The sequence below is a fragment of the Devosia ginsengisoli genome (assembly GCF_024707105.1).
GTDB lineage: Bacteria > Pseudomonadota > Alphaproteobacteria > Rhizobiales > Devosiaceae > Devosia > Devosia ginsengisoli_A.
Window position 1 is genome coordinate 333,897 of sequence record NZ_JANQAJ010000013.1, and the last position, 22,162, is coordinate 356,058.

The following is a 22,162-nucleotide window of genomic DNA, read 5'->3' on the forward strand; positions in this document are numbered from 1 at the left end:
CTTTAGTGTTATTCAATAATTGATATTATTTTAGTATCCGATCGGAACAAAACCCCCGTACGGCAAGGCGCAGGGGTCGAGCGGCCCGGAAATGGGGGGATTGCGGTGGGCTACAGGCCGGCCTTGCAACCCGTCTCTTCCCCGACGGGGGAAGCGGCAGACGTGGCAATGGGCGTGCAAACAGAAACGCCGCCCCCTCAGGAGGGAGCGGCGTCTGGTTGGTTTCGCGCCTTATCGGCGCCCGCCGATGCGGCTCAGCGTAGCTTCAGCGAGCTCAGCCCGATCAGCGCCAGCACGAAGGAGATGATCCAGAACCGGATCACCACCTGGCTCTCGGTCCAGCCGAGATGCTCGAAATGGTGGTGGATCGGCGCCATGCGGAACACCCGTTTTCCGGTGAGGCGGAACGAGGCGACCTGGACAATGACCGAGACAGTCTCAAGCACGAACAGGCCCCCGATAATGGCCAGCACGATTTCATGCTTGGTAATGACGGCGATGGAGCCCAGGGCGCCGCCCAAAGCCAACGAGCCGGTATCGCCCATGAAGATCTGCGCCGGAGGCGCGTTGAACCACAGGAAACCGAGCCCGGCCCCGATCAGCGCGCCGCAGACCACCGACAGCTCGGCCGTGCCGGGCACGTAGTTGAGGAACAGGTAGTCCGAGAAGGTGACGCTGCCCACGAGATAGGCGATCAGCGCGAAACAGGCGGCCGCCACCATGACCGGCACGATGGCCAGGCCATCGAGGCCATCGGTGAGGTTGACCGAATTGCCCGCCGCCACCACGACGAAGCCGCCGAACAGGATGTAGAAATAGCCCAGGTTGAGGGCCAGGTCCTTGACGAAGGGGAAGAGCAGCGAGGTGCCATAGGCGCCCTGCGCCAGTTGCGAAGTGGCAAAGGCGGCGATGCAGCCGATCAGCGCTTCGAGCAGCAGGCGCTGCTTGCTGCCGAAGCCGGCATGGCTCATGCGCTTGACCTTGAGATAGTCGTCATAGAAGCCGATGGCGCCGAAGCCGATGGTGACGAACAGCACCACCCACACATAGCCATTGCCCAGATTGGCCCAGAGGAGCGTGGAAATCACCGCGCCCGACAGGATCATCAGTCCGCCCATGGTGGGCGTGCCCTTCTTGGTCAGCAGATGGGTCTGCGGGCCGTCTTCGCGGATCGGCTGGCCCCGGCCCTGCTTGAGGCGCAGCATGGCGATCATGCCCGGCCCGAACAGGAACACGAAGAACAGGGCGGTGATCACCGCCCCGGCGGTGCGGAAGGTGATGTAGCGGAAGACATTGAAGGCCGTGAGCGCGTCACCCAACTGGCCGAGAAAGTACAACATGAAACGAAGGGTCCTCGTTGGGTGGGATCAGGTGTCTTCGAACCGTTTACGGACCTTGTCGACAATGCCCGCCAGCCCCACGCCGTTCGATCCTTTGACCATAAGAGCGTCGCCATAGGCAAGGTCGTTGAGCACGATCTCCGCCATGTCAGCCGCCGTCTGTGTATGGGCGGCAACATGGCTGGAGCCAAGGGCGTCGGCCAGCGCAGCCATGCTGGTGCCCACCAGATAGATGCGCTCGGCGCCCGAGGCGATGACATCGGGGGCGAGGCTGGCGTGCAGCTCGGCCGATTGCGGCCCCAGTTCGAGCATGTCGCCCAGGATGAGCAGCTTGCGTCCGTCAGGCGCGGTCTGCGCCGCGAACACGTCGAGCGCCGCCGTCATCGAGGCGGTATTGGCATTGTAGCTTTCGTCGATCAGCAACAGCGGCTTGTCGGCCGGGCCGAGCAGCAGGCGTTGCCCGCGGCCGGGCTGCGCACCGAAGCCGGCCAGCGCCCGCAAGGCCACATCGGACTCGACGCCGGCCAGATGCGCGACCGCCAAGGCCGCCGTGGCATTGGCGACCATGTGGCGGCCGGGCACGTTGAGCACCAGCGCATGGCGCTCGCCATTGTGTTCGACGGTGGCAAAGCTGCGATCGGCGGCGGTCTCGATATCGAGAATGCGCCAGTCGACGCCACGAGCCTCGCCATAGGTGACGATATTGCCGACACCGGCCGCATTGGCTTCGTCGAGCAGCACGGCAAGCTGCGGGTGGTCGGCATTGAGCACGGCGGTGCCACCTGGCTCCAGCCCGGCGAAGATTTCCGCCTTGGCGCGGGCGATGCCGTCAAGCGAGCCGAAGGCCTCCAGATGCGCCGCCGCGACCGTGGTGATGACGGCGATATGCGGCCGGACCAGTTGCGCCAGCGGAGCGATTTCGTCGGGCGCACTCATGCCCATTTCGAACACGCCGAATTGCGCCCGCTCGGGCAGGCGCGCCAGCATCAGCGGCACGCCCCAGTGATTGTTGAAGCTCTTGATCGAGGCATGGGTCTGGCCCGCCGCCTCGAACACCACGCGAATGGCCTCCTTGGTCGTGGTCTTGCCGACGCTGCCGGTGACACCAACCATCAGAGCCCGGCTGCGGGCACGGGCGGCGCGGGCAATGTCGCGCAGACCTTCGAGCGCATCGGGCACCACGATGCGGCGCTCGCCCTCGCCCCGGCTGACCAAAGCCGCCACCGCGCCGTTTTCCAGCGCCTTGTCCACGAAATCATGCCCATCGAAACGGTCGCCCTTGATAGCGACGAACAGCGCATCGGGCCCCAGCTCGCGGGAGTCGATGGAGACGGAATTGATAGGCGTGTCACCGGCGATAGCACTGCTGCCGCCGGTCGCGGCAAGGATATCGGCGATGGTGTAGAGGGGGGTCATCGGCGGTCCCGAACCAAAACGCTAAACTCGCAGCTCTGCTATCAGTTGTTCCGTGGCGCGTTCCAGGCCCGCCGCGTCGGCAACGTCGATCAACCGCCATCCATGCGCTTTGGCGGCCTCATGAAGTTCCAGGCTGTCACGCAGCGAACGCGTGATGAACTTGTCGATGAGACGCTTCCGGCGCGCATCCTGCTGCCCATAGCCGCTCGCGCGCCTCATGCGTTCCGCGAGGAATTCGGGATCGGCATAGAGGCAGACAGCCTGTAGCTCGGCATCATCGAGCACCGCCAGATTTTCCGGTCGCAGCGCCGACCCTTCCAATACGAACCCGCCGCCAGCCGCCTTTTCCTCGGCGATGGTGCGCGCGAGAAGCGGCCAGAAGTTGGTGTGATGCACGCGCAGGAACCAGTAGATGGTCTCGTCGGACAGCGTTTCGTAGAATTCTTCGACGGGCGCGGGAATGCTGGGCCATGGCCGGCCCGGATGCCGCCCCAGCGCGTCGGTGGACGTGACCCGCCAATCAAGAGCCTCGCCCAGCCGTTGCGCCAGCGTTGACTTGCCACAGTGGGAACTTCCGCCGATGACGAGGCCTCGCGTCCGCATCCCTACCCCTTGATCGCTTCCGCCACCACTTCATGGTCGGAGAAATGCGTCTTCGTCGTACCGACGATCTGATAGTCCTCGTGGCCCTTGCCGGCAACGAGCAGGACGTCGCCGGATTTGAGTCCCTTGACCGCCTCCGATATCGCCGTCTTGCGGTCGCCGATTTCCCTGGCGCCCTTGGCCGCGGCGAGGATTTCCGCACGAATGGTGGCGGCATTCTCGGTGCGCGGATTATCGTCGGTCACGATCACATCATCGGCAAGCTCGCTGGCGATTGCGCCCATTTGGGGGCGCTTGCCCTTGTCGCGATCCCCGCCGCAACCAAAGACCACGATCAGCTTGTTGGTCGCATAGGGACGCAGGGCTTCCAGCGCCGTCCTGAGTGCGTCGGGCGTGTGCGAATAGTCGATGAAGACAGCCGCGCCATTATGCTCGGCCACCAGTTCCAGCCGCCCCTTGGCGCCCACCAGCTCGCTAAGCGCCGGAAAGGCCTGCGCCTTGTCGACGCCGCTCGACATGGCCAGGGCCGCCGCCACGATGGCGTTGGAGACCTGGAATTCGCCGGTCAGCGGCAGGTGAAAGCTCATTTTCTCGCCGACATGGCGCACTTCGACGCGCTGGCCATAGCCCTCGGGCTTGATGCCGAGCACTTCGATATAGGCGCCCTCGCGGCCCACGGTCAGCAGCGTCGCGCTGGCGCCGAGCGCCGCGAACATAAAGGGTTCGTATTCGGGATCGTCGACATTGACGATGGCCGCGCCGCCATCGACCAGCAGGTCGGTGAACAGCCGCAGCTTGGCATTGCGATAGGCGTCCATGTCGGCGTGATAATCGAGATGGTCGCGGCTGAGATTGGTGAAGGCAACGGCCTCGAAATGGATGCCGTCGAGCCGGCGCTGGTCGAGCCCGTGGCTGGAGGCTTCCAGCGCCACATGGTTGATGCCCTGGGCCTTCAGCGCCCGCATCGACTGGTGCAGCGTGCGTGAATCCGGCGTGGTCAGGCTGCCGTCGATATGGCGGGTGGCCGTATCCACACCCAGCGTACCGACGCTCGCACCGGCAATGCCGGCATAGTGCCAGATCTGGCGCACGAAGGACGCAACCGAGGTCTTGCCATTGGTGCCGGTGACCGCGACGGTGATTTCCGGCTGCGGCTCGAAAATGCGCGAGGCGGCGCGGGCATAGGCGGCCCGCACATCCTTGACGATGATGACAGGCACGCCCGGATCGCCCACCGGCGCCGTATCGCTGATCACAGCCAGCGCGCCACGCTTGACGGCATCGGGCACGAACTGGTTGCCATGCACATTGGCACCCGGCAGGGCGAAGAAGATGTCGCCCGGCTCGATCCGCCGGCTATCGGAATTGAGGCCGAAGACCGCACCCAGACCCTTCTTGGGACGGGCGCCGGAGCCTTCGAGCAACTGTGTTACGCTGAGTGACACGGCGGAGAATCCTTCTGGATCAAGCTATCTGAGAGCAGGAGGAACGAGATTCCGGTCCAGAATCTCGGAGAAATCGGGCGCGATGCCAAGCATCGGCGCGACGCGCTGCACGATGCGGCCGGTGACCATGCCGGCATTCCAGCCGGCCGTCGTGCCGGTCGTTACACTTTCCGCCCTGGGCTCGTCGACCATGATGACCATGGCATAGCGCGGATTGTCGAGCGGAAAGGCCGAGGCGAAGAAGTTGGTGACCTTGGTGGACGAGTAGCGGCCATCGACCACCTTTTCGGCCGTGCCGGTCTTGCCGCCGACGCGATAGCCCAGCGCTTCCTTGTTCATCTGGCTGCCCGACCCTTCCAGCGCATTGAGCCGCATCAGGTAGCGGATCGCCTCGCTGGTGGAAGGCTGCAGCACGCGGCGATAGAGCGTCTCGGCCTCGGCCAGGTCGCGCTTGTAGAGCGTCGGGGCAATATAGTTGCCGCCGTTGACGAAGGCCGAATAGGCCGTGACCATATGCAGCGGCGAAACCGACAGCCCGTGGCCGAACGACGCCGTGGCGGCGCCGACTTCGGACAGTTCCTTGGGTACGGTCGGCAGGCGCATTTCCGGCAATTCGAACGGCACGCGCTGGTCGAAACCCACCGTGGAGAGGAAGGCACGGAACGCATCCTTGCCCATAGCCTGCATGACGCGGATCGTGCCGATATTGGACGAGTATTTGTAGACTTCCGGCAGGCTGAGAATGCGGTGCTTGCCGTGGAAATCGTCGATGGTGAAGCGGCCGAAGCGGATGCCGAAACGCGCATCGAACTGGTCGGTGATCCGCACCAGCCCGCTATCCAGCGCCCCGGCCATGGTCACGGTCTTGAAGATGGAGCCCGGCTCGAAAATGCCTGACGTGATGCGGTTGAAGCTGTCCTTGACCAGTGCGGTGGCTGGCTCGTTGGGGTTGAAATCGGGCAGCGAGGCCAGCGCGATGATCTCGCCGGTATAGATGTCCATCATCACCCCGCCGGCCGCGATGGCCTGGTAACGGGTCATGGCATCCACGAGTTGTTCGTGCATGATATGCTGCACGCGCATGTCGATGCTGAGGGCTACCGGCGCCAGCGCATTGCCGCGCGCCAGGCCCAGATCCTGCAACAGCGCGACATTCTCGCCATCCATATGCTTCTCGATGCCGGCAATGCCCTGATTGTCGATATTGGTCGACCCCAGAATATGGCTGGCCTCGGTCATGCCGGGATAGAAGCGCTTGGACTCGGTGATGAAGTCGATGCCCGGGATACCCAGCCGCATGACCTGATCCTGGATGGCCGGCGACAGCTCGCGCTGCACCCAGACAAAGCCCTTGTCGCCGGTGAGCCGGTTGCGCAGCCAGGCCTCGTCGAGATCGGGCAGCACGGTGCGCAGCTTGCGCACGGCTTCCTCGACATCGATGATGCGGCGCGGCTCGGCAAACAGCGACGGCACGCGGATATCGACGGCCATTTCGAGCCCGTTGCGATCGAGGATCGGCGGCCGCGTTGCCGTGATGACATCGCGCGCCTGCCCCTCGATGGTGGAATCGGGCACGACCATGCCCAGTTGCACCAGCCGGCCCCCGACCAGCCCGAAGCCCAGCACCAGCGCCAGCACCATCCAGCGGATGCGGTTCTGCGTGAGGTTGCCGCGCGCCTTGCGGGCACCGTCGAGCGCGATAGTGGGGCCGAAATCCTCTGACGTGACCGCCATTATTCGATCCCCTCCAGTTCGAGAATGGCATCGATCGGGTCGATGCCGGCTTCGAGGGATCTCGAACAGGGAATCCATCGCCGCCGTATTCGGCTTGGCCGGGCGCATCGGCAATTCGCCAAAGGCGCCGAACTGCTGCTGCTTCACCGGCACGATGGCCAGGGCCATCTGGTGGCGCCGCACGATGGGCTCGATATGCCCGGGCTGGCTCAGCACCGCCTCGTCGGCCTTGACCAGCGACAGCTCGCCTTCCTGGCTGTCGATAAGGGCGATGAGCGCGGTGCGCTCGCTGGCCGTATTCTCGATAGAGAATTTGAGCGCATAGACGCCGGCCAGCATGAAGACGCTGGTGAAGATCAGGATGATGTTGAGATTGCGGATCATGCAGCCCCCCGCACCTGGGGCATGCCGAGCCCGTCGAAACGCAGCGGCCGCGCCGGCGCCGCCGAACGGGTCGCGGCGCGCAGGATGGACGAGCGCGCCCGCGGATTGCGCGCCAGCTCGGCTTCGCCCGGCTTGGCGGCCTTGGCCACCTCGACCCAGCGGCGCTCCTCGGCCACCACCTGCGGCAGGTGGCGCGACTGCGCCGGGCCACCCTTGTCGGGATCGAAGAACCGTTTGACGATGCGGTCTTCCAGCGAATGGAAAGTCACGACGGCCAGCCGCCCCCCTCGCCCAGCAGCCGCTCGGCCGCGAACAGGGCTTCGACCAGTTGCTCGAATTCGGCATTGACGGCAATGCGCAGGGCCTGGAACGAACGCGTGGCCGGATGGGCATCGCCCGGCTTGCGGCCGATGGCCTTTTCGATGATGCGGGCCAGTTCCAGCGTGGTGCGGATCGGCGCGGTCTCGCGCGCCGCCACGATGAACTGGGCAATGCGGCGCGACTTGCGTTCCTCGCCGAAGGCATAGAGCAGGTTGGCCAGCGGCTCGGCATCGAGCGTGTTGACCAGGTCGGCGGCGCTCTCGCCCACCCCGCTCATCCGCATGTCCAGCGGCCCCTCGCGCATGAAGGAAAAGCCGCGTTCCGGCTGGTCGAGCTGCATGGAGGACACGCCGATATCGAGTACCACGCCATGGATCGGGCCATGCTCGGCTGCGAGGCTATCGAGTTCGGAAAACGTGCCGGCCACGAAGATGAAGCGGCCCTCGAATTCGGCCATCAGCGCATCGGCAAAGGGTTTTACGCTCGGGTCGCGGTCGATGGCGATGACCACGGCGCCCGCTTCGAGCAGGGCGCGCGAATAGCCACCTGCGCCGAATGTGCCGTCGACAATGCGCTTGCCTGACAGCGGCGATAGCGCCGCCAGGACCTCATCCAGCAGGACAGGGACGTGCGGGCCAGCATTTTGGCTGGTTTCGGGCACGGAACGCTTGCCCATAGAGGTCACTACTCCACTCCCGGCTCAGCGGCCGGTTCGTAAACTTCTCCCCACATTGCGCGATGACGCTTAAGATTCTGTTTCCCATGGGGAGTTTGACGGCGTTTACCCAGCCATTTCCACGACCACGTCCCCCGTCTTGCGCTCGGTCTCGACATAGCGATGCGCCTCGGCCACCTCGGCCAGTGGAAAACGCCGGTCCGTCACCGCCCGCACCGCGCCGGCTTCGAGCAGAGCGACGAGTTCCTGCATATCCTTGAGCTTGGCGCTGACCGGCCGCAATCCGGTGGTCGCCAATCTCCCGCGCTTGCCGGGCGCACGCTTCGTCAGCATATGCCAGAAGATCGCCACGCTCGGCACCGTGGTCAGGTAAATGCCACCTGTCCGGAGCGCTGCCTTGCAGCGTCCGAAGCTCGATTTCCCCACCGCATCGAAGATCACGTCATAGGCGTCGCGCGCCGCCGTGAAATCGGCGCTGGTCCGGTCGATGACCTGATCGGCGCCCAGCGCGCGCACCAGTTCGGCATGGCGGGCGCTGCACACCGCCGTCACTTCGGCCCCGAAATGCCTGGCCAGTTGCAGCGCAACCACGCCGACACTGCTGGCGGCGCCATTGATCAGCACCCGGTCGCCCGGCTTCACCAGCCCCTCGTCGCGGATGAAGGGCATGGCGGTGAGGTAGCCATAGCTCAGCCCCGCACCCTGCCCCGCATCGAGCCCGGCCGGGCGGCGCACCACCGCCGCGTCTTCGGCAAGGCACACATAGTCAGCCCCGCCACCCAGGCCGGAGCCGACCGAGCCGAAGATCATATCGCCCACCGCAAAGCGCGTGATTGTGCTGCCCACGGCCTCAACCACGCCGCCGATATCGTCGCCCAGCACCAGGTTTTTCGGCCGCAGCAGGCCGCCGAAAAAGCGGATGATGAACGGATCGGCCTTGCGGAAGGCGCAATCGGCCAGTGTCACGCTGAAAGCCTCGACGCGGACGAGAATCTCGTTCTCCTTCGGCGCCGGCCGGGGCACCTCGCGGATTTCGAGCACGTCCGGCCCGCCATAGCGGCTCTGCGTCACTATTCTCATCACCCGATCCCCTACTGGTCCTGTCCGTGCCACTGGAACACCTGCTCGAGCGGCACGCCAAAGGCCGCGGCAATGCGGAAGGCCACTTCCAGCGAGGGCGAATAACGCCCCTGCTCGATGGCCACGATGGTCTGGCGCGTCACGCCGACCTTCTCGGCCAAAGCCGCCTGTGTCATCTCGCCGGCATTGAAGCGCAGCACCCGGATCGTGTTGCTGATCGCCGCCTGTCCCTTGCCCATTGTTCTAGCCGATCCGGTAGTAATAGAGGCGCGACGCCGCATCGGTGGCCCCGGCCAGCATCAGCCCGCCGAACAGCACATAGATGCCCACGGTGAAATCGAAGCCGAAGGCCCAGAGGAATATCGCGGCCGCTCCGCCGGCCGAAGCCACGACATAGCCATTGCGCATGGCGCGCGCGCTCACTGCGTGGTCGCGCTCATCGGCCCGCTCGTCCTTCAGTTCCTGACCCTGCGCGATGCTGACCAGAATGGCGAAGACGATCATCGCCACGATGTTGAACGCCACCGATGCCAGCATGGCCCAGCACAGTCGCGCCGCCACTTCGGGCACCGTAGCGCCGGGATCGCCAACAGCCCCCATCAGCACCCATACCGAAATCACCACCGCACTGAGCAGCATCACGCCGGCGTTCATTTCCTTGAAGGTCATGGTGTCAGCTCCATTCGTTGCCGCAGCGATGAGTATGAGAAAGGCGACAATATGTCAAGTTTTTCATACATGATGTCGCAAAAGCCTGACTTAAGCCCTCCGCATATCGACAGCCCAAAGTGGCACCGCCGACCTCCATTTCTGGAGATCGGCGGCATATTCAACGCCAGTTGACCTATAAGCCGGGTTCTGTAGGGCCGCGTTTCCGCGACGTGGTGACCATTCATCTGTGGCGCCTGTTGCCAGGACGCTCGTGCAACCAACCCGGATGATCTGGCCTCGAAACAGGCTGGGGCTTGCGCCCCGCGTCATCCCTATTTGGTCTTGCTCCCGGTGGGGTTTACCGTGCGGTCCCTGTTGCCAGGCACCCGGTGCGCTCTTACCGCACCCTTTCACCCTTACCCAGCCGAGGCCGGGCGGTTTGCTTTCTGTGGCACTTTCCCTGGGGTCGCCCCCGCCGGCCGCTAGCCGGCACCGTGTTTCGAAGGAGCCCGGACTTTCCTCCAGCAGCAGGTTACCCCACTGCCAGCGGCCACCCGGTCAACTGGCCGGCTGATGTAGTGAGTTGGGTGCCCCCGCGTCAAGCGCTGGCGGGGTCGGCGGTCAGCAGCGGCGTCTGCCTGGGCCTGGTCAGCGCCTGATAGGCCAGGTTGATCGCCTTCATGCGATCCGTCGCCACATCGATCAGATCCTCGGGCACGCCCTTGGCGATCAGCCGGTCGGGATGGTGCTCGGCCACCAGCAGGCGATAGACGCGGCGGATCTCGTCGGGCGGCGAATTGGGCGCCAGGCCCAGCACGGCATAGGGGTCCACCCCCCGCTTCGAGCTGCACATGCTGGCTGGCCATCTGCTCGAAGCGCGCATCGTCGAAGCCGAAAATGTCGCTGACCGATTTGAGGTAGTCGAGCTCGGCCTCATGCACCAAGCCGTCGGCCGTGGCGATATAGAACAGACTGTCGAGCACATGCTCGAGCGTATCGGGACTGTCGTGGAAGAAGCGCGTGACCTTGCGGGCATAGGCGTCGTAGCCGGCGACATCCTGCTTGGCCAGGTTGAACACGCGGATCACCTGCTCTTCATGGCCATGGGCGATTTCCACCGTGGCGCGGAAGGCGCGCTCCTCGGAGGCGGTCACCGCGCCGTCGGCCACCGCCATCTTGGCGGCGAGCGCGATCAGCGCCAGGGTGAAGGCGGCGTCGCGCCCACCCGGCAGCCAGGTATCGGGGTCGAGCGCATTGACCAGCGACCCCGCCAGGCCGGTGCGCTGGCTGAACGAGCCGACCAGGTCGCTCAATCTCTGCCACATGTCGATTTTCTCTTCGGGCTCGCGCATGCAATCCACTACCGGCTGCGCCTTTTGGAAGGAATCGGGCGGGCATCCTGCCCGTCGACGGACAGGATAACGATTGCGGACAGCGCGGTCCATTGCCGGCGGCGCATGGCCGCCTCCCGTCAATCGGCGAAGAAGAAGGAATCCACTTCCCGCGCAATGACGCGGGCGCGCGAGCGGTTGGGGCCTTCATCGAGGTAAAAGCCGTTCGGGTCATAGCCCGGATCGACATAGGCATTGCCACCCTGGCGCCGGGCGAGGAATTCGGACAGCGGCCCGCTTTCCCAATCGGCCAGGTCAGCCGCGGTGACATTTGCCGGCGGCAGGCCGACAGAGGGCGGAATGACCACGACCGGCGGCGCCACGACGACGACAGGGCGGGGCCGCATCGACAGCGGCATGGGGACCGGCGCCACCTTTTGCGGCGCGATGGCGGCGACTTCGACCGGATCGATCGTCGTGGGTGCAACTGGCGGGGTCGTGACGATAGGCGTGCGCGCGGGCGGCGTGACGGCCACCTCGGTCGGCGCGGCGACATCGGCGCCGGTGATATAGCTGGGCAGCTTGCGGCCGGACTGCAGGAAGGCATCGACTGCATCGGCGGTCTGTGCGGCAGGGGTCGCCGCCGGCTTGGTAACTGCGGCAGGCGTGGTGGCGGGCTTGACCGGGGCAACGACCGCGGCCACTTCCGCCGCTGGCTTGGCCACGGGCGCATCGGGGCGCTGGCTCAGCGGCGCCGGAATGGGGGCAATGGGCTCGATCACGGCCACCTGGGCCGGCACCGGATCGGACGGATTGCCCATGAACTGCGCCGACAACAGGTCCGCCGTCGGAATGCCGACGACGAGAATTGCACCGGCCCAGGCCAGGCCATTGGTGATACGACGGTCGATGCTCATGGTCCTTACGTCCCGATTTGCTCCGCCCTCAAGGGCGAAAGAGCCGGATTTTCGTGGCCATTTTGTGAAACGGCGCACGCTGCCAGCAATGAAGCCTGCAAGCTGAACCGAAGCTGAATGACGCTGTGCCAGCTCCCAGCCTCGCAGGCCGAGAGCTGATGGCACCAGATCATGGTGAATACAAGGTTAAATTCAGGCGGCGTCGACCGCCGCGACCTCATGCCGCCGCCCCAGGATACGCCCCAGCGCCAGCGCCAGTGGCGAACGGTTATGGGTATAGATGTGGAACTCGGTGACGCCTTCATCCACCAGTTCGGTCACCTGCTCGGCTGCCACCGCCGCTGCCACCAAGGCATGGGTTTCCGGGTCCTCGTCGAGCCCCTCGAAGCGCTCGGCCAGCCAGCCGGGAATGGCCGTGCCGCACCGCGCGGCGAAGCTGGCAATCTGGCGGAAACTATGAATCGGCTGGATACCCGGCACGATCGGCGCCGTAATGCCGGCGGCGCGGGCGCGGTCGAGATAGCGCAGATAATCCGGATTGGAGAAGAACATCTGCGTGAGGGCACGCGTGGCGCCCGCATCGATCTTGCGCTTGAGATTGTCGATCTCGTTGTTCCAGTCCGGGCTCTGCGGGTGCCGCTCCGGATAGGCCGACACCGAAATGTCGAAGTCGCCGATCCGTCGGATGCCTTCGACCAGCTCGATCGCATTGCGATAGCCTTCGGGATGGGCGACGAACGGCTTGCCCACGCCTTCCGGCGGATCGCCGCGCACCGCCACGATGCGGTTGATGCCTGCGTCCCGGTAGCCGAGCACCACGTCATCGACCTCGGCCCGGCTCGCGCCCACGCAGGTCAGATGTGCCGCGGCATCGACGCCGGTCTCGGCCTTGATGCGGCGGACCATGCGCAGGGTGCGCTCACGGGTGGAGCCGCCCGCGCCATAGGTGACCGACACGAAGCGCGGCTTGAGCGGGGCCAGCCGATGCACCGTGTCCCAGAATTTTTCCTCCATGACGTCGGTCTTGGGCGGGAAGAATTCGAAGGAAATCTGCAGGTCCGGGCGATCATGCGCTGTCTGGCGGCTGGCGCGGAGATTGTCGTCGAGCATTGATCTATCCGTTCAAGTCTTGTCGCTGAGGCGCCACAGGCAGACCGTCAGCCCACGTTTGCTGTTCTCGCCGGGAAACTCGTGCACCGCCTCGACCGCGAGGCCGGCAGTGGCGGCCCAGCCGCTCATCTGGAGCTGCGACAGGCCAAGTCGCCGATGGGCATGCTCGCTGCGCAGGAATTCGAGATCGTGCGGGGCGAAATCGACGATGATCATTTCCCCGCCCGGTTTCAGCAGGCGTCTCGCCTGCGCCAGCATGCGGCCCGGATCGTCGAAATAATGCAGCACCTGATGGATGACGATGACATCGGCCGGCCCGGCAGCGAGGTCCACATCGCCGATATCGCCCAGCCGCACCTGGGCATGGGTAATGCCGGCGCTCGCCAGCCGCGAGCGGGCCACGGCCAGCATTTCGCGGCTCGAATCGATGCCGATGCCGCGCTTGTAGGAGCCGGCCAGCACTTCGAGCATCCGCCCGGTGCCGGTGCCCAGGTCGATCAGCGTCTCGACATGCCGCCCGCGCAAAGCCGCGACCACTGCGGCCTCCACCGCTTCCTCGGGCACATGCAGCGTCTTGAGCAGGTCCCATGAACTGGCGACCTTGGCGAAATATTCGGTAGCCTGCGCCTGCTGGCTGGTGCGCACGGCCTGCTGCCGCTCGATGTCGCGCCGGCGCTCCGGATCGTCACCATCCACCCGCTCGATGAGCCACTCGGCCAGCGCGGCGCCATGCCCGTCCTGCGCCAGGCCGTAATAGGCCCAGGCGCCCTCGGCATTGCGCTCGATCAGGCCGGCATCGGCCAGAAGCTTGAGATGCCGCGACACGCGCGGCTGGCTCTGCTTGAGGATTTCCGTCAGGTCTTTGACCGAATGGTCGCCATCGGCCAGCAGCGCCAGCAGGCGCAGGCGGGTACCCTCCCCCGCCGCCTTGAGCACGCTCACCAGTTCATCCAGCTCAGCCATCTGCCCCTCACGAGATATAAAGATATCTTTATATTAGAGTGAGGCGGAGGTCCAGAGGGGATGTGCAGGATGCGTCGACAAAACACAAGCCGTCACCCTCGGGCCTGACCCGAGGGTGACGATCTAGCTTGTAGCAAACGCCTAGGCGCTCATCGCAGCACGTTCTTCGCTGACCGCGCGTTTGCGAAAGGAATGGGCGCGCCACAGCTCGAAAATGCCGATGGCTTCTTCCTTGTCGATGGCCTCGAAGCGGCTGACGACCATGGCCTTGTCGGCCTCGCTCGGCAGGTCGCGCCATGGCAGGGTCGCCACGGTGGCCTCGAACAGGTCGGGCGACATGCCGGCAGCCTTGAGCGCCACGGTGATCGCCACATAATCCTGGCTGGCCAGCCATTTGACGAAGACTTCCGGCGCCACGCGCAGGATGACGGTCAGCGCGGCTGCCGCATGATGGCCATAGCCGAAGCGGGCAAAGCGGGTCAGCGCGCGGTCGTCGAGCTGCTTGCGGTCGCTCAGCGCCTTGACCTGGTTATAGGCCACTTTCCATTCGGTGGCCGAGAAGCCGGCGCGATTGCGCAACCGGTTATAGACCACGGCATTGACCTTGCCGGCCGCCACGGGATCGAACCTGCGGTCGACCTCGCCCAGCGTCTCCAGCACCTTTGATGCCACCGAGTCGATCTCGCCGCGCAGGCTCTTCCAGTCGATTTCGGGGCGGTTGCGCAGGTCGGCGGCCATTTCGGCATCGCGCGTCGCGCGTTCCACCAGCTTTTCCAGCGTCGCCTTGTCGAATTCCGCATTGGAATTGCGCACCAGGCGCACTACCGAAGTGCGGTCGCCGTGCTCGACAATGGCCTCGCCCACCCGCTCGGGCACGTTGGCGCGGCCGGCAATGGCCAGGCGATGCTCTTCGCTCTGGCGGCCGATAATGTCGATCAGGTCGTCGTCGCTGAGCACATTGGAGAATTCGAGCAGGGGCTTGGCCACCTCGATATCGTCATTGGCGAGCTTGACCACGACAGTGCCCGGCGCCCGCTCCAGCGGGGCCAGGAGCTTGGCGACATGCGCCCGCGCCTCGACCTCGACCAGTTCGGCCAATTGGCAGAGCACCTCGTCATACTGGGCGACCTGTTCGTCGTCGCACCGGTCCGAGACGTAGCTGAAGAGCTGCGCCATGTTGCGGAACAACTGTTCCCGCTCCGGTTGGTTGTCTTCGCCATTGAGGACGCGGAAACTCGAAAATGCCCGCTGGCCTTCATCAAGCTCGCTCATTGCCTGCTCTCCCGGCTTCTGCCGCAAATCTGGAATCTGACGATGCACGGGCACCTTCTTGCGGGCCCTGAAGGCCGGAACGAGCATTTGATTCAAATTTTAGCGAATGGATGCCGTCAGCAATTTGGCAATGTCATCGGGAATGGCCTGCGGCCCCACCAGCCGACGCAGGCCAGTCGCCAGTCCGCGCATGACATTGGCCCGGTGCCCCGCGGCAAGAAAATGCCGTGCCGAGGTCTGGTAGAGGTGCCGGAGCACCTGCTGGCAGCGTTCGGGCGAATAGGCCGAAAGCGCCGCGGCCACCGGCTCGGGCAGGTCACCGTCATAGGGCGAGATGAAGAACGGCGCCATCCAGCGGCTATTGGGCCGCGCGAGGTAAAGTTCCTCGCTGGTCCGCGCCACGCCCGGCCGGTCATTGCCCGCCATCAGCGCGGTGCATTTGAGCACCAGCAGATAGATGTGGAAGTCCGAACCGAACTCGGCCAGCTCGATCCCCTTGTCATAGAGCGCAACCGCCTCCGCTATGGCGCCCCGGCACATCAGCATCTGGCCGCGCGTGGCATAGGCAGCGCCGAAGGCCGTGCTGTCGGCAAAGGCCTCGTCAGCCAGTTGCTCGGCCATGTCGAGATGGCCGCGATCGATGAAGAACAGCAGCTTGGCCGCGGCCAGCTTGAGCAGGGCATTGTCCTCGATCCCGGCCAGGTTGCCGAGCACCAGTGTTTCGATCTCGTCTTCGAGCGCCGTGGCACCGCCGGGAGAGGCCAGCCCCGGATCGGGCGGCCACTGGATGAGCCGGGCAAACAGGTTGAGCGCCCACAATATGGCCAGTGACGGATCGCCCGGCCGCTCGTCGCGCGCCTTGCGCAATTGCGCCTCGGCCTCGCGCCAGCGCTCGGGCGAGCGGGTCAGGGCGCGACCCGCCTCGTTGAGCCGGATTTCCACCGGCACATCGGATGGCGTCAATAGCTCCGATCCATCGGGCACCGCGATATGGCGCCAGATGGCGCCGCGAGCCCAGCGGGCGATCGCCACGCCCTGCCCGGCACCCTCGCCCTGCGCCATCCGCGCCCGGCGCGTCGCGATCACCCGGCCCGAAGGCAGGCTGCGTAGCGCCATGGCGGCATGCAGGTCCGACTGCTCCGCATGCAGGCTGATCTCGAGGGCAAAGGCGACCTGCGCCGCATCGTCCCCCTGCCAGTCCGGCACCAGCACAACCTTGCGCCCGCTGCCCAGCAGGGTGGCCAACTGATCGCTTATGCCCTGCACCAGGTTCGCCGCCGCGGCCGATTGCGCCTCGCCGCGCACCGGGCCGACCACGACGAAAGCCGCCACCCCGTCGGGCCGATCGGCCGCGGCGATCCACACATAGCCTTCGCCATATTGCGTGGCGATAAAACGCGGCGCCCGCGCATCATCACCCAGCCGGGCGCGCAGGCGATTGACGATGAAATCGACATTGCGCTCGCCCGCCATACGGCCCGTCGCGGCCATGGCGCGGTGCAACTCGCTCCGGCTCACCAATGCGCCGGGCCGACGGGTCAGCTCCATCAGCAGCACCCGTTCCTGGCGCGTGAAGACGATCTCGCTGCCATCGGCGCCACGGGCCGAACGCATCGATTCCTCGAATATCAACCCGTTGAAACTGTGCCTGCGCAAGACTGTCCGCCCCTGAAGGCCGGAGATTTGCAGCGGCGGGCGGCAATGACAAGCGGGCAAATCGCGAAAATCCGTCCATCAAACAACAAGCCAACAATCTCCGCGTAGCCTGCCGCCGAAGCATTGGGGGGATCCGATGGAACGCGATCGGGATCGCAGCGAGGGGCGCCGCTCGTGAGCGTCATGTTCACCGCCAGACTGGGCGGATCGGCCACACGCCCGATAGGCAAGGACCATCCTGTCGCAAGAAACGAGCCGCCGCCGCCGTCAAAGGCCGGCCTGTGGGAGCGCCTGAGCGACTGGCTGCGCCTGACCTGATCGGCTGGCCAGCCGGCCGGCCGCGGCATGCCCGGAGAGATTGAGCTCCCTTCGGGCATGCCATTCATGAAAGAAGGCCCCGGGACATGCCCGGGGCCTTTGTTGGTTTTTCGTCGCTTAGCGCAGGTCGAAGCGGTCGGCGTCCATCACCTTGACCCAGGCCGAGACGAAGTCCTTGGCGAACTTTTCGCCGGCATCGGACTGGCCATAGACCTCGGCCAGCGCACGCAATTGCGAATGCGAGCCGAAGATCAGGTCGGCGCGGGTGGCGGTCCAGCGCAGCTCGCCACTCGTCCGGTCACGCCCTTCATAGATGCCGCGGCCTTCGGCCGCCGGCTTCCACTGCGTCGCCATATCCAGCAGGTTGACGAAGAAGTCGTTGCTGAGCACTTCCGGACGGTTGGTGAACACGCCATGCTCGGGCTCGCCGGCCCGCAACACGCGCAGCCCACCCACCAGCACGGTCAGTTCCGGCGCCGTCAGCCCCAGCAATTGTGCCTTGTCGACCAGCCCCGCTTCGAGCGACAGGCGCTGGCGGCCACGGGCATAGTTGCGGAAGCCATCGGCCGTCGGCTCGAGCGGCGCGAAGGAATCGCCGTCGGTCTGCTCCGCCGACGCATCCATGCGACCCGGCGTGAAGGGCACGGTGATATCGAGCCCGGCATCCTTGGCTGCCTTTTCCACACCAGCGCTGCCGGCCAGCACGATCAGGTCGGCCAGCGACACTTTCTTGCCGCCACCCTGAGCCGCATTGAACTCGCCCTGGATAGCTTCGAGCCTGCCCAGGATATCGGCAAGCTGGGCCGGCTTGTTGACGTCCCAATCCTTCTGCGGCGCCAGGCGAATGCGCGCGCCATTGGCGCCGCCCCGCATGTCCGAAGCGCGATAGGTCGAGGCCGACGCCCAGGCGGTCGAAACCAGCTGGGCCACCGACAGCCCCGTGGCAAGGATTTTCGCCTTGAGCGCCGCCGCATCGGCATCGTCGATCACGGCATGGTCGAGCGCCGGGATCGGGTCCTGCCAGATCAGGTCCTCCGCAGGAATTTCCGGCCCGAGATAGCGGGTCTTAGGGCCCATGTCGCGGTGGGTCAGCTTGAACCAGGCGCGCGCGAAGGCGTCAGCGAATTCATCCGGATTCTCGAAGAAGCGGCGCGAAATCTTCTCATAGGCCGGATCGACACGCAGCGCGATATCGGAGGTCAGCATGGTCGGCGCATGGCGTTTGGACGGATCATGCGCATCGGGAATGGAATTGGCGCCCATGCCGTGCTTGGGCGTCCACTGGTGGGCGCCGGCCGGGCTCTTGGTCAGCTCCCACTCATAGCCGAACAGGTTCCAGAAGAAGTTGTTGCTCCACTTGGTCGGCGTCGAGGTCCAGGTGACTTCGAGCCCGCTGCCGATCGTGTCGCCACCCTTGCCGGTGCCGAACTTGTTTTCCCAGCCCAGGCCCTGCGCCTCGATACCGGCCGATTCCGGCTCGGCCCCGACATTGGCGGCATCGCCCGCGCCATGCGTCTTGCCGAAGGTGTGGCCGCCGGCGATCAGCGCCACGGTTTCCTCGTCATTCATCGCCATGCGGGCAAAGGTGTCGCGGATGTCGCGGGCCGAAGCCAGTGGGTCCGGATTGCCGTTCGGCCCCTCGGGATTGACGTAGATCAGGCCCATCTGCACGGCCGCCAGCGGATCGTCGAGATCGCGGTCGCCGCTATAGCGCTCATCGGCCAGCCACTCGCCTTCCTTGCCCCAGTAGATATCGAGCTCCGGCTCCCAGGTGTCGACACGTCCACCGGCAAAGCCGAACGTCTTGAAGCCCATGGATTCGAGCGCGACATTGCCGGCCAGGATCATCAGGTCGGCCCAGGAAATGGCCGAGCCGTATTTCTGCTTGAGCGGCCAGAGCAGGCGCCGCGCCTTGTCGAGATTCACGTTGTCCGGCCAGGAATTGAGCGGCGCGAACCGCTGCTGGCCGCCGCCACCGCCGCCACGGCCATCGGCCACGCGATAAGTGCCGGCGCTGTGCCAGGCCATGCGCACGAAAAGCGGCCCGTAATGCCCGAAATCGGCCGGCCACCACTCCTGCGAATCCGTCATCAGCGCGCGCAGGTCGGCCTTGAGCGCATCGAGGTCGAGCCCATTGAACGCGGCAGCATAGTCGAACGCCTCGCCCATCGGGTTGGACAGGGCCGAATGCTGGTGCAACACCGAAAGATCGAGTTGGTTGGGCCACCAGTCGCGGTTGCTGCGCCCTGCTGATTTACCGTGGTCCACCGGGCACTTGCCGGCCGGAGTCTCACCTTGGGAATGGGGGGAAATCTGATCGTCCATTGCGGGCTCCTTTGCTGCTACCGGCTATATAGGGGGTGACAATCATTAGGCCAATCGATAGTTCTTCCCATACCAATAGGAAAAACTTATCGTGAGCGTATCCCTCAAACAGATGCAATATGCGCTGGCCGTGGCCCGGTCAGGCCATTTCGGGCGGGCAGCCGAAGCCTGCGCCGTGTCGCAGCCGGCTTTGTCCCAGCAAATCCTCGCGCTGGAAGGCCTGTGCGGCGCGCCGCTGTTCGACCGGCTGCGCGGCGGCGTCCGGCCCACGCCGCTCGGGCGGGAATTCATCGCCTTGGCACAGCGCGTGGTCGAAAGTGCCGAAGCGGTCGAAACGCTGATTCTCGGCCATGCCGGCCAGCCCAGCCGTCCGATCCGTTTCGGACTGATTCCCACCGTGGCGCCCTATCTGCTGCCCGAGATTTTCCCGGCTTTGACCAAGGGCCTGCCCGGCCTCGATTTCACCGTCAGCGAAAACCGCACCGATGCGCTCATCGCCGGGCTGGGCGATGGCAGCCTCGACATCGCCCTGATCGGCACCGCGGCGCCCAGCGACGGTCCGCGCCTGGTCAGCCAACCGCTCTTCGATGATCCCTTCGTGCTGGCCACCAGCCGCGAGGAGACCACCACCACGCCGGTTTCGCTCGCCAGCCTCGATCCCGACCGCATCCTGCTGCTCGACGAAGGCCACTGCTTCCGCGACCAGACCATCGCGGCCTGCCGGCTCGACAGCGATCCCGCCGGCCGCACCTTCGCGGCCACCTCGCTCTCGACCATTGTCGAATTCGTCGCCAACGGCCAGGGCGTGACGCTGCTGCCGCGCATCGCCCTGCGCAAGGAAGCGAACAATCCCCGCATTGCCATCCACGACCTGGTCTCGCCCGGCGCCGGTCGGCAACTGTCGCTGGTCTGGCGTGCGGCGACGCCCTTCGGCAAGACCTTCGAGAAAATGGCCGAGGCGATCAGGGGCGCACGGCCGGCTGTCGCGGCCTAGGCCGCCGCCCGGCCCCGCCGGCGGAAGCTGTCATAGCTGAACACCATCAGCGACACCCAGATCAGCGCGAAGCTCAAGAGGCGCAGCCCGTTGAGATGTTCGCCGAACAGGAAGATCGCCACCAGGAACTGGATCGACGGCGCGATATACTGGAACATGCCGATCGTAGTCAGCCGCAGCCGCCGCACCGCGAAAGCGAACAGCAGCAGCGGAATGGCCGTGGCCGGCCCGGTCAGCACCAGCATCGTCATCAGATAGGGATCGGCATGAACGCCGGGGCCCGAACTGACGATGGTGTAGATGACGAAGCCCAGCGCCACCGGCACCAGCATGGCCGTTTCGGCAAACAGGCCCGTGGCCGGCCCGAGATGGGCCGTCTTGCGGAAATAGCCGTAGAAGCCGAAGGACAGCGCCAGCCCCAGCGCGATGAACGGAATATTGCCCAGCCCGATCGCCTGGATGCCGATGGCTACGGCGGCGATCAGGATGGAAATGGTCTGCAGCCGGTTCTGCCGCTCGCCGAGCAGGATCATGCCCATCAGCACATTGACCAGCGGATTGATGAAATAACCGAAACTGGCTTCCAGCACCTGCCCGGTTTCCACCGCCCACACATAGAGCAGCCAGTTCCCCGCCAGCAAGACGGCCGACAGCAGCGTGCCGAGCGCGCGTCTCCGGTCGGCAAACAGCGCGCGAACTTCCCCGAAGCCGCCGGAAAAGGCCAGGATGCCGGCCAGTAGCAGCAGCGACCACACCGTCCGTTCGGCAACGATCAGCACCGAACCAGCCGCCTCGACTTCGCGGAACAGCAGCGGCAGGAAACCCCACAGCGTATAGGCGGCCAGGGCCGCCAGCACGCCATTGCGGCCGTCATTTGCCGTCACCTGGGACGCGGAAGAAACCTCGGCTGGCGCAATGGCCTCCGGCGCGGATTCGGGAAGGGACATCGAAAAACTCCGCATCCCGGACGGGATGGCTGAAGCCAATGTGATACCAGCGCCGCGCCGGGACTGCCAATCAGAGTTTGTGATCGCGCTACCTTGCAAAGCTGATGGGCAAGGCCAACCTTTTTCGTGCCGGGGCGTTTGGCCTCAAGCGCAACGCGCTTTCCATCACGACCAACACCAGCAGGAGCACATCATGAAAAAGACCGTCACCTGGGTTTTGATCGCCGACGGCGCACAGGCGCGCGTCCTCGAAAATACCGGTCCGGGCAAAGGGCTCAAGCAGGTCGATGGTCTCGATTGGGCCATCGAACCGCTGCAGGCGCAGGAAATCGTCACCGACCGCCCGGGCCGCGGTCACTCCTCGGCCGGCAGCGGCCGCAGCGCCATGGAACCCCGGACCGATCCGGTGGAACACCGCGAAACCGAATTCGTCAAATCGGTCGCCGCCACGCTGGACCGCAAGCAGCAGCAGGGCGCCTTCGACCGCCTCGTCATCGCCGCCGCTCCCACCGCGCTGGGCGACATCCGCCAGGCTCTGACACCGGCCGTCAAGAAAGCCATCGTCGCCGAGCTGAACAAGGACCTGACCAACACCCCCACGGCACAGCTCGACCAGCATCTGGATGGCATCATCGCAGCCTGAGAAGAAACAGCAGAAAAATCAATGCATTGAACACAG

Annotated in this window: 18 protein-coding genes, 1 other RNA gene and 2 pseudogenes; 2 read left to right on the plus strand and 19 right to left on the minus strand. The window is 65.3% G+C overall.

The genetic code is table 11. The features are described 5' to 3' along the window. Window positions 1–254 precede the first annotated feature (254 nt). The 18 genes and pseudogenes from mraY to katG all read right to left on the minus strand — a co-directional run bounded on the left by mraY (window position 255) and on the right by katG (window position 19,542). A complete protein-coding gene (mraY, locus tag NVV79_RS21730) occupies window positions 255–1,340 on the minus strand; it encodes a phospho-N-acetylmuramoyl-pentapeptide-transferase (RefSeq protein ID WP_303994077.1) in 1,086 nt (361 codons plus the stop codon). Window positions 1,341–1,367: 27 nt separating this feature from the next. Then, window positions 1,368–2,756 carry a UDP-N-acetylmuramoyl-tripeptide--D-alanyl-D-alanine ligase gene (murF, locus tag NVV79_RS21735; protein ID WP_303994080.1) on the minus strand — a complete coding sequence of 463 codons (1,389 nt, stop codon included), beginning with the start codon at window positions 2,754–2,756 and terminating at the stop codon, window positions 1,368–1,370. Between the two features lie 21 nt (window positions 2,757–2,777). Next, window positions 2,778–3,359 carry a hypothetical protein gene (locus tag NVV79_RS21740; RefSeq protein WP_303994082.1) on the minus strand — a complete coding sequence of 194 codons (582 nt, stop codon included), beginning with the start codon at window positions 3,357–3,359 and terminating at the stop codon, window positions 2,778–2,780. Window positions 3,360–3,361: 2 nt separating this feature from the next. After that, the gene (locus NVV79_RS21745; protein ID WP_303994084.1) at window positions 3,362–4,804 is read right to left on the minus strand and encodes a UDP-N-acetylmuramoyl-L-alanyl-D-glutamate--2,6-diaminopimelate ligase; all 1,443 of its coding nucleotides are present in this window, start codon (window positions 4,802–4,804) and stop codon (window positions 3,362–3,364) included. 24 nt (window positions 4,805–4,828) lie between these two features. Next, the gene (locus tag NVV79_RS21750; RefSeq protein ID WP_303994086.1) at window positions 4,829–6,922 is read right to left on the minus strand and encodes a penicillin-binding transpeptidase domain-containing protein; all 2,094 of its coding nucleotides are present in this window, start codon (window positions 6,920–6,922) and stop codon (window positions 4,829–4,831) included. Further along, window positions 6,919–7,919, minus strand: a pseudogene (gene rsmH / locus NVV79_RS21755) (16S rRNA (cytosine(1402)-N(4))-methyltransferase RsmH). Before rsmH ends, NVV79_RS21750 begins: the two are co-directional and overlap by 4 nt. 105 nt (window positions 7,920–8,024) lie before the next feature. Then, a complete protein-coding gene (locus NVV79_RS21760; protein WP_303994089.1) occupies window positions 8,025–8,999 on the minus strand; it encodes an NAD(P)-dependent alcohol dehydrogenase in 975 nt (324 codons plus the stop codon). An 11-nt stretch (window positions 9,000–9,010) separates the two neighbouring features. Continuing rightward, entirely contained in the window at window positions 9,011–9,238 is a 228-nt protein-coding gene (locus NVV79_RS21765) for a helix-turn-helix transcriptional regulator (RefSeq protein WP_303994091.1), read from the minus strand. Window positions 9,239–9,242: 4 nt separating this feature from the next. Then, window positions 9,243–9,668, minus strand: coding sequence for a hypothetical protein (locus NVV79_RS21770; RefSeq protein WP_303994093.1), 426 nt, complete (start codon window positions 9,666–9,668; stop codon window positions 9,243–9,245). Window positions 9,669–9,830: 162 nt separating this feature from the next. Next, window positions 9,831–10,216, minus strand: an RNA gene (rnpB, locus tag NVV79_RS21775) — RNase P RNA component class A. A gap of 32 nt (window positions 10,217–10,248) precedes the next feature. Further along, a complete protein-coding gene (locus NVV79_RS21780; protein WP_303994095.1) occupies window positions 10,249–10,503 on the minus strand; it encodes a DnaJ family molecular chaperone in 255 nt (84 codons plus the stop codon). Window positions 10,504–10,573: 70 nt separating this feature from the next. Further along, window positions 10,574–11,095 (minus strand): annotated as a pseudogene (locus NVV79_RS22715) (TerB family tellurite resistance protein); the annotation flags it as partial. Between the two features lie 26 nt (window positions 11,096–11,121). Continuing rightward, a complete protein-coding gene (locus tag NVV79_RS21790) occupies window positions 11,122–11,898 on the minus strand; it encodes a hypothetical protein (RefSeq protein ID WP_303994100.1) in 777 nt (258 codons plus the stop codon). 192 nt (window positions 11,899–12,090) lie between these two features. Next, window positions 12,091–13,008 (minus strand): methylenetetrahydrofolate reductase [NAD(P)H], encoded by a 918-nt coding sequence (gene metF / locus NVV79_RS21795; protein WP_303994104.1) that lies wholly within the window; start codon window positions 13,006–13,008, stop codon window positions 12,091–12,093. 12 nt (window positions 13,009–13,020) lie between these two features. Further along, window positions 13,021–13,971, minus strand: a complete 951-nt coding sequence (locus NVV79_RS21800; protein WP_303994107.1) for a metalloregulator ArsR/SmtB family transcription factor — start codon at window positions 13,969–13,971, stop codon at window positions 13,021–13,023. 141 nt (window positions 13,972–14,112) lie between these two features. Continuing rightward, window positions 14,113–15,243, minus strand: a complete 1,131-nt coding sequence (locus NVV79_RS21805) for a DUF2336 domain-containing protein (RefSeq protein ID WP_303994110.1) — start codon at window positions 15,241–15,243, stop codon at window positions 14,113–14,115. A gap of 99 nt (window positions 15,244–15,342) precedes the next feature. Further along, window positions 15,343–16,857: a winged helix-turn-helix transcriptional regulator gene (locus NVV79_RS21810; protein ID WP_303994115.1), complete on the minus strand. Its 1,515-nt coding sequence runs from the start codon at window positions 16,855–16,857 to the stop codon at window positions 15,343–15,345. Between the two features lie 477 nt (window positions 16,858–17,334). Next, window positions 17,335–19,542, minus strand: a complete 2,208-nt coding sequence (gene katG / locus NVV79_RS21815) for a catalase/peroxidase HPI (RefSeq protein ID WP_303994118.1) — start codon at window positions 19,540–19,542, stop codon at window positions 17,335–17,337. 91 nt (window positions 19,543–19,633) lie between these two features. Here katG and NVV79_RS21820 point away from each other — a divergent pair, with 91 nt between their 5' ends. Next, a complete protein-coding gene (locus NVV79_RS21820; protein WP_303994121.1) occupies window positions 19,634–20,536 on the plus strand; it encodes a hydrogen peroxide-inducible genes activator in 903 nt (300 codons plus the stop codon). On the opposite strand, the gene rarD is transcribed toward NVV79_RS21820, so the two are convergent. Next, entirely contained in the window at window positions 20,533–21,483 is a 951-nt protein-coding gene (gene rarD / locus NVV79_RS21825) for an EamA family transporter RarD (RefSeq protein WP_303994124.1), read from the minus strand. The genes NVV79_RS21820 and rarD overlap by 4 nt on opposite strands. Before the next feature lie 193 nt (window positions 21,484–21,676). On the opposite strand from rarD, the gene NVV79_RS21830 reads away from it, so the two are divergent. Beyond that, window positions 21,677–22,126, plus strand: a complete 450-nt coding sequence (locus NVV79_RS21830; protein ID WP_303994126.1) for a host attachment protein — start codon at window positions 21,677–21,679, stop codon at window positions 22,124–22,126. Window positions 22,127–22,162 lie beyond the last annotated feature (36 nt).

Coding starts and splice junctions, on each gene's coding strand:
- mraY (WP_303994077.1), bottom strand. CDS start 1,340: ATGTTGTACTTTCTCGGCCAGTTGGGTGACGCGCTCACGGCCTTCAAT.
- murF (WP_303994080.1), bottom strand. CDS start 2,756: ATGACCCCCCTCTACACCATCGCCGATATCCTTGCCGCGACCGGCGGC.
- NVV79_RS21740 (WP_303994082.1), bottom strand. CDS start 3,359: ATGCGGACGCGAGGCCTCGTCATCGGCGGAAGTTCCCACTGTGGCAAG.
- NVV79_RS21750 (WP_303994086.1), bottom strand. CDS start 6,922: ATGATCCGCAATCTCAACATCATCCTGATCTTCACCAGCGTCTTCATG.
- NVV79_RS21760 (WP_303994089.1), bottom strand. CDS start 8,999: ATGAGAATAGTGACGCAGAGCCGCTATGGCGGGCCGGACGTGCTCGAA.
- NVV79_RS21765 (WP_303994091.1), bottom strand. CDS start 9,238: ATGGGCAAGGGACAGGCGGCGATCAGCAACACGATCCGGGTGCTGCGC.
- NVV79_RS21770 (WP_303994093.1), bottom strand. CDS start 9,668: ATGACCTTCAAGGAAATGAACGCCGGCGTGATGCTGCTCAGTGCGGTG.
- NVV79_RS21780 (WP_303994095.1), bottom strand. CDS start 10,503: ATGTGCAGCTCGAAGCGGGGGGTGGACCCCTATGCCGTGCTGGGCCTG.
- NVV79_RS21790 (WP_303994100.1), bottom strand. CDS start 11,898: ATGAGCATCGACCGTCGTATCACCAATGGCCTGGCCTGGGCCGGTGCA.
- metF (WP_303994104.1), bottom strand. CDS start 13,008: ATGCTCGACGACAATCTCCGCGCCAGCCGCCAGACAGCGCATGATCGC.
- NVV79_RS21800 (WP_303994107.1), bottom strand. CDS start 13,971: ATGGCTGAGCTGGATGAACTGGTGAGCGTGCTCAAGGCGGCGGGGGAG.
- NVV79_RS21805 (WP_303994110.1), bottom strand. CDS start 15,243: ATGAGCGAGCTTGATGAAGGCCAGCGGGCATTTTCGAGTTTCCGCGTC.
- NVV79_RS21810 (WP_303994115.1), bottom strand. CDS start 16,857: ATGCGTTCGGCCCGTGGCGCCGATGGCAGCGAGATCGTCTTCACGCGC.
- katG (WP_303994118.1), bottom strand. CDS start 19,542: ATGGACGATCAGATTTCCCCCCATTCCCAAGGTGAGACTCCGGCCGGC.
- rarD (WP_303994124.1), bottom strand. CDS start 21,483: ATGTCCCTTCCCGAATCCGCGCCGGAGGCCATTGCGCCAGCCGAGGTT.
- NVV79_RS21830 (WP_303994126.1), top strand. CDS start 21,677: ATGAAAAAGACCGTCACCTGGGTTTTGATCGCCGACGGCGCACAGGCG.